This window comes from Ruegeria sp. D1(2025) (assembly GCF_056536425.1).
Window position 1 is genome coordinate 1 of record NZ_JBQFPO010000028.1, and the last position, 5,614, is coordinate 5,614.

7 protein-coding genes are annotated in these 5,614 nt (G+C 50.7%); 4 read left to right on the forward strand and 3 right to left on the reverse strand.

Annotation, left to right across the window (positions count from 1 at the left end):
* Window positions 1-142: 142 nt before the first annotated feature.
* On the forward strand, window positions 143-319 hold the full coding sequence (locus tag ACR1XU_RS22910) for a hypothetical protein (protein WP_170816214.1): 177 nt from the start codon (window positions 143-145) through the stop codon (window positions 317-319).
* 192 nt (window positions 320-511) lie between these two features.
* Here ACR1XU_RS22910 and ACR1XU_RS22915 read toward each other — a convergent pair whose 3' ends face one another.
* From ACR1XU_RS22915 to ACR1XU_RS22925, 3 genes are read right to left on the reverse strand one after another with little or no spacing between them, the layout of a single operon-like run.
* Window positions 512-1,567, reverse strand: coding sequence for an adenylate/guanylate cyclase domain-containing protein (locus tag ACR1XU_RS22915; RefSeq protein ID WP_480909638.1), 1,056 nt, complete (start codon window positions 1,565-1,567; stop codon window positions 512-514).
* A complete protein-coding gene (locus tag ACR1XU_RS22920; protein WP_480909635.1) occupies window positions 1,564-1,953 on the reverse strand; it encodes a DUF1987 domain-containing protein in 390 nt (129 codons plus the stop codon). Before ACR1XU_RS22920 ends, ACR1XU_RS22915 begins: the two co-directional genes overlap by 4 nt.
* A 9-nt stretch (window positions 1,954-1,962) precedes the next feature.
* On the reverse strand, window positions 1,963-2,517 hold the full coding sequence (locus ACR1XU_RS22925) for a SiaB family protein kinase (protein ID WP_170614901.1): 555 nt from the start codon (window positions 2,515-2,517) through the stop codon (window positions 1,963-1,965).
* A 120-nt stretch (window positions 2,518-2,637) separates the two neighbouring features.
* Here ACR1XU_RS22925 and ACR1XU_RS22930 point away from each other — a divergent pair, with 120 nt between their 5' ends.
* The 3 genes from ACR1XU_RS22930 to ACR1XU_RS22940 all read left to right on the forward strand — a co-directional run.
* A complete protein-coding gene (locus ACR1XU_RS22930) occupies window positions 2,638-3,015 on the forward strand; it encodes a hypothetical protein (RefSeq protein ID WP_170614900.1) in 378 nt (125 codons plus the stop codon).
* Window positions 3,016-3,040: 25 nt separating this feature from the next.
* Window positions 3,041-4,507 (forward strand): SpoIIE family protein phosphatase, encoded by a 1,467-nt coding sequence (locus tag ACR1XU_RS22935; protein ID WP_170808463.1) that lies wholly within the window; start codon window positions 3,041-3,043, stop codon window positions 4,505-4,507.
* A gap of 658 nt (window positions 4,508-5,165) precedes the next feature.
* Window positions 5,166-5,614: hypothetical protein (locus tag ACR1XU_RS22940; RefSeq protein WP_480915707.1), on the forward strand; the 449-nt coding region annotated here is incomplete at its 3' end.

Here is a 5,614-nt window from a genome sequence, read left to right on the forward strand (position 1 = left end):
ACTTCACAGCCTCTCTGGTCGGGCACAAGTCGGCACGGTCGGAGAACGGGATCACCTACGGGATTTACTCGGCAGGGATCAGTGACGAGCAACGTCGGTCGATCGTTGACCAGATAAGACTCCCACTAGGGACGGTTGCCTCATGAGCTTCCCTGACATTGATGCGTTCGAGGAACGAGCAGCGATTGCCGAGTTCGATGGCGGTTGCACCCGTAAGGCGGCGGAAGATCTGGCGGCGCGTGCTCAGGGTTTCCGTGACGCTGAAGCCTACTGGCAATGGCTGGCAGACTATGTCGTCAACCGAAGACCACCCTCATAGACAGAACCCTCGGCGGCCCATAGCGGGTTGCCGGGGGTGCTCACTTTGCTTTCTTTTTGCCGAAGTCGATGTTGGTTGAAGGTGGCGGAATGAAGGCTGTGCGCACCCAGGTAACAGTGTCTAATAAATAGCCGAGACCCTGATCAATTGCGGTAAGTTAACCAAGTTCACTAGTCGTTGGCCCTTCAAATCTCAAGTTTTTTTACAGAGAGATTCAAGCGCTGACTTTAGGATTTCTGAGTTCTCAGCCCGTTCTTCTGACGTCATTAAGTTCGGGTCAAAAACCAATCGAAAGTTTGGCTTTTCATGAGAGACTTTTTCTAGGTGGTGTCTCGATCTTTTTTGACCCAGGACGCGGTAGGTCATTACGGGTTGAGCCACGCCCTTGACTTGGATTGCACCGACCTCTTCGGTTTCTATTTCGTGGTTTACGTGCGCCCTGGTTTCGTAAGAGATGTAAATCTCTCCTTCCTCTGCCTGATGCTCTAGCCTTGAGGCAACGTTCACGGCACCACCAATGATGGTGTAATCCATACGGTCGTCACTTCCAAAATTTCCAACCGTGCAGAAGCCTGTATTGATGCCAATACGGCATTGTAGCTGTTGTCTTATTCCTTGCCTCCTCCATTCAGCCTGCAACTCTGCCAACTTGTCTCGCATCGCAATTGCCATTCTCACGCAAGCCAAAGCATCTTCGCGCACTCCTTTACTCTCCGGGTCACCAAAGAAGACAAGGATCGCGTCACCGATAAACTTGTCTATCGTCGCGCCGTAGCTCAAAGCGACTGCTGCCATTTCGGTCAGGTAACTGTTCAGAAGTTCCGTTAAGTCTTCAGACTCCATCTGATCCGTAAGTTCCGTGAAACCAGCCACATCCGAGAAGAACACACTCAGCTTTTTTCGTTTGCTGGCGAGTTTGACTTCCTGGCGCCCGGAAAAGATCGATTTGTAAACTTGCGGTGATAAGTACTTAGCAAGCTTCCCTGACAACGCTTCAAGCTCTAGGTTTTTTCGGTTTACCTCTTCGGCCGCAATGCGCTGCTTTTCAGCCAATGCATTCAGTTCCCGCTCATTGCGATCACTCAACCGCATCATTCGTCGTGTCGTCCGAAGCAGTTTCCTGTATTCTTCAACGAGGTTCTTTATTGAGTTTCGCGTCTCTTCATTTGGGAATTGTCCGCTGCTCAAAGTTGCTTCCGCGACTTCCAACGCTTCTCTCTCCTTGGCAAAAAGATCGTCGATAGTCATTGATCAGACAACTTTTTTAGCGAAAACTTGGCGTGTTTAAGATCTTCTCCGAACTCCTCGCCAAGCTCTTCCATGGTTTCGTCTTCAGGATCATGAAACCAGTAAACTTCGACTTTCTTTCCCATTTCTGCAGCGGAATCCAAAAGCTCCATTATCATCATGATGGCTTTAGCGCTGGAGGAGTTGAAATAGATAAGTTCAAAGTCAAAACGACAGGCGGTATTTGAACCTTCGGAAAGCCAGTTTTTTAGGGAATCAAACAATGGATTGAAAAAGGTCGTAACATCCTCTGGATAGGATTCTCCAATAAGCCTGAGGTGACCAGCATCAAAATCAAATACCACGGCCGGAGTGCGGTTTGTCGCCGGGATTTTAATGTTCTGCATTCTACCCTCTTAAACCGTGGCTTTGAGCGCGAAGAATGCGTGCTGGTCATCAACTCGCATAAAATCGAACTCGATTGGCTTTGACGCTCGACGCGCAATTTCAATTAACCCGATACCCGCACTGTTGCTGACACTATCGGCTTCGGCTCGTAGTTGGTCCTTGTAGGCGACCTTTAGCTCTTCTCGGTTCATATCGCGGAGCTCTGATAGCCGGTTCCGCATGGTGTCGACATCGTTCAACAGGATTAGGTTTCCCGCGTGAACGACATAGCTGCCAGCTTCGTTTCCGATGGTCAGTATGCCGTAACTTATGTCCAGTACCGCTGTTTCACCGTCAGCAGGCAACTTTTCAACGGAATATCTGATGATATTCTGCATCTGCTCTACAAAAACTGCGAATACACTGCGAAGCGTTTTGGTGTCCGCATCTTCAGATACCAACTTCTGCTTTAACGCATCACCGACGCCGCTAAGAATGCTCTCGGTTACATAGCCGCTGTAGGCGAAAACAACGCCCTGTTTTCGCAGGTTAGCACGTAGTTCGTAGACTTCACTGGCAAGCATCTGTTCTCCTTGATCATGCTTGGACGGCACCAAGTTCAATCCAGGTCTTGATATCATAAGATACACATTTGTGCATTTTTAGGGTATCAATTGTGCAGGCTTATCAGCGGGGAGGTTAGCATGATTAGGCTAATATGTGTGGTCGCCCTTATACTTTCGTCAGGACCGGCTGTAGCGGCCGACATTCCGACCGAGGTGAAAGCAAAGCTCCAATCCGCCATGATTGCGCATGTCGATGGCGTGATGGTCGATGGTGCTTACACTTATCTGGACACAACAACCAATGCGATTGAAACTGTATACCCTGCAAATGTTCACCCCATGGTTATTCCGGCAGGAAGCGACTACTTCGTCTGCTCTGAAATGATAACCGAAGGTGGCGACACCGTGACCGCAGACTTTCTGGTGCGGGAAATTTCCGGGGACTACAAGGTTGTTCAGATGATCGTCAATAATCGTGGTGCTCTTCAGGCCGCTATGAAGAACATCGGGAACTAGATGCCAAACACTGTAGAGGCGTTTAGTGCGTAGTCTCAGGGCCTTCTTAAGTCGCCGCATCTTCCTAAAGCACATTCTCGCGACCCTCTTGATCGGGGGTGTATTTAATGCCGTGGTGCTTCTTTTTTATTATGACTTCAAAAGACAAGCTCAAACGGACCAGGTCGCAGCGGAAATGGCAACGATTGCAAACCGCATTGCGAGGCCGCTGGCTGAGTTGGTTGAAGCACGAAACTTTACACAAGCGACGAGCCTGCTGGCCGTCTATTCTGGTTTTCCTTATGTAATTTGCGCCGAACAAAAGCTGGAGGAAGGCTCCAAAACCTTGGCCTCCTGGCCTGCCATAGGTTGTGACAGGATAAAAAAAACCGGTTTGGATATCGTCGTTTCCGTCCCGACAGCAGCAGGGTCGACAATGATGTTGGCACGAATTGATCAGGAGATTCTGAACAATGAGTTGCAGACTGAAGTTGGAGTTGTGGTTCTTTTGGGAATTCTCGGAGGCCTTGCGCTGATATTAGCAGGTGCTGCTGCATTTTTATGGCTTATCAACAGACCTCTCGGTCAAATGTTGAAAGCTATTGAAAAGTTCGAACTATACGATGATCCACAGAGGGTCCCGTACCAATCAGAAGATGAGATTGGTAAAGTTGTTCAAAGCTACAACTCAATGCTGGAGCGGGAGGTCGAACGCGTCAACGCGATCCGTGAAGCGCACCATCAGATCGTCGACAGTGTAAACTATGCCACGCGAATTCAGCAGGGGTTGTTGCCTACTGCAAGTCAGTGTCAGAGCGCCTTCGCCGATTTTGCGGTCAAATGGGAGCCTCGCGACTTGGTCGGTGGGGACATCTACTGGATCAGGTCGGAAGGACAGATTTCGACGCTTGCCGTAATTGACTGTACCGGTCACGGCGTACCAGGAGGCTTCATGACCATGCTGGCGATCGCTACTCTCGAGCGGCTTTACTATGAAAACGACAGGCTCAGCCCCGCTTCGGCCTTATCGAAACTGAGCGATTTAACTCGCACCCTCCTAAACCAGGACACTGAAAACTCGACTTCAAACGACGGTATGGACGCAGCAATTTGCCAGATCGACTCAAGCAAAGGGATAGCCAAGTTCGCAGGGGCACACATGTCTTTGTTGGTTAAGTCGGTGGCCAACGTTGATCGCATCCGAGGTGATAAACAAAGTATTGGGTATGCGGACACCCCAAGAGGGCCAAAATTTATTGAGCACGTAATCCACTTAGATCAAATTGTTGATCTGATTATCTCTACCGATGGCCTGATCGACCAATTGGGTGGCGAAAAGCGCTTAGCCTTTGGAGTTCAAAGATTAATGTCGATAGTTAAGCAAGACAGTTGGTCGAACTCGGAAGAGCTTTTGGCGGCCATCGAAGATGCTTTCCAAGATTACAGAAAGAATGAAGAGCGCATGGATGATTTGACGGTGATTGCTTTTCGTCCGTTGCAAGATACAAGTTAGGGTGCTTTTTATGAGGTGAGCTGGGTAGCTCCTTATGGGGAAAAACTGTGGTCTGCCCAGTTTCTGACGAAAAAGGACTGCTTGGCCTGCAGGTGAGAGAGGAAAAGTCGGTTTTTTCATAGTGTAAGCCGCCAGCACCGGCGACCACTCGTCAGCACCCGGGCTAGTCGTCAGCGGTCCAGTCTTACGGACGCCGTCAAAGCCAGTTAGCGGTCTTGTAAACTGTCCCGTCAGCGGCCTCTCTATCGGCCAAACTGCCCCGTGCTCACCCTCGTAATGCCCCATGCTGATCCGCTGACGCTCCATTCCGCCCGTCGCTTCGCTCAGCAAAATGCCCCTGAAACCGCCCCAGTTCCGGTCACCGGTTGGAAAAGCCGATAACAATCATCGGTTGGCAAGGATTCCTACCACCCCAGCCAGGTCATCGGAACATCGAGACGTAGACACCCGTGGCACCCGTTTGCTACGGAAAATGCCCCCGTTTATGCCCCAGTGGTTTCAGGTGTTCTGACACCCTCTGACCTCTCCTCTTTCCTGACCTCTAGCGGGGGTTCTATGGGGGTGGGGAATAGGTATAAGTAATGAATAGAAACCGGAGGATAGAGAGACCCGAGTACCCTCCTTCCTGATCCATAGTACACAGAGGGAGGAGGAGGTTATGGGGGAGATAGAGAACCCATGGCACTCGCGACCGATCGACGTTCACCGCTGGTCGGAGCACCCCGAGGTCGCTGACTTGGTCGACCGCATCTGGGACGACTACCTGCCGAGTGATAAGACCTCCGGACCGAAGCCGAAGACTGCATTCAGACATCAACTCCGAGTGCTGGTTCTGGACCTGTATGTTGCTTGGCTGGAAGACCCGGAACTGTCTATCGGCGTCTCCATGTCCTCGAACTACTGGGACACGTCTTCTCGCTATAACGCGATCCATATATCCAAGAAGATCATCCCGATCATTCACACCCTGATTGAGGCAGGACTATTGGATGTTGCCAAGGGCAGCTACTCGGGTGCTCTGGCCCGGGGGAACAGAACGACGAGGATACGAGCCTCCGAGGTCCTGCAGGGATGGTTCGCCGAAGTGGCATTCCGACGAGATGACGT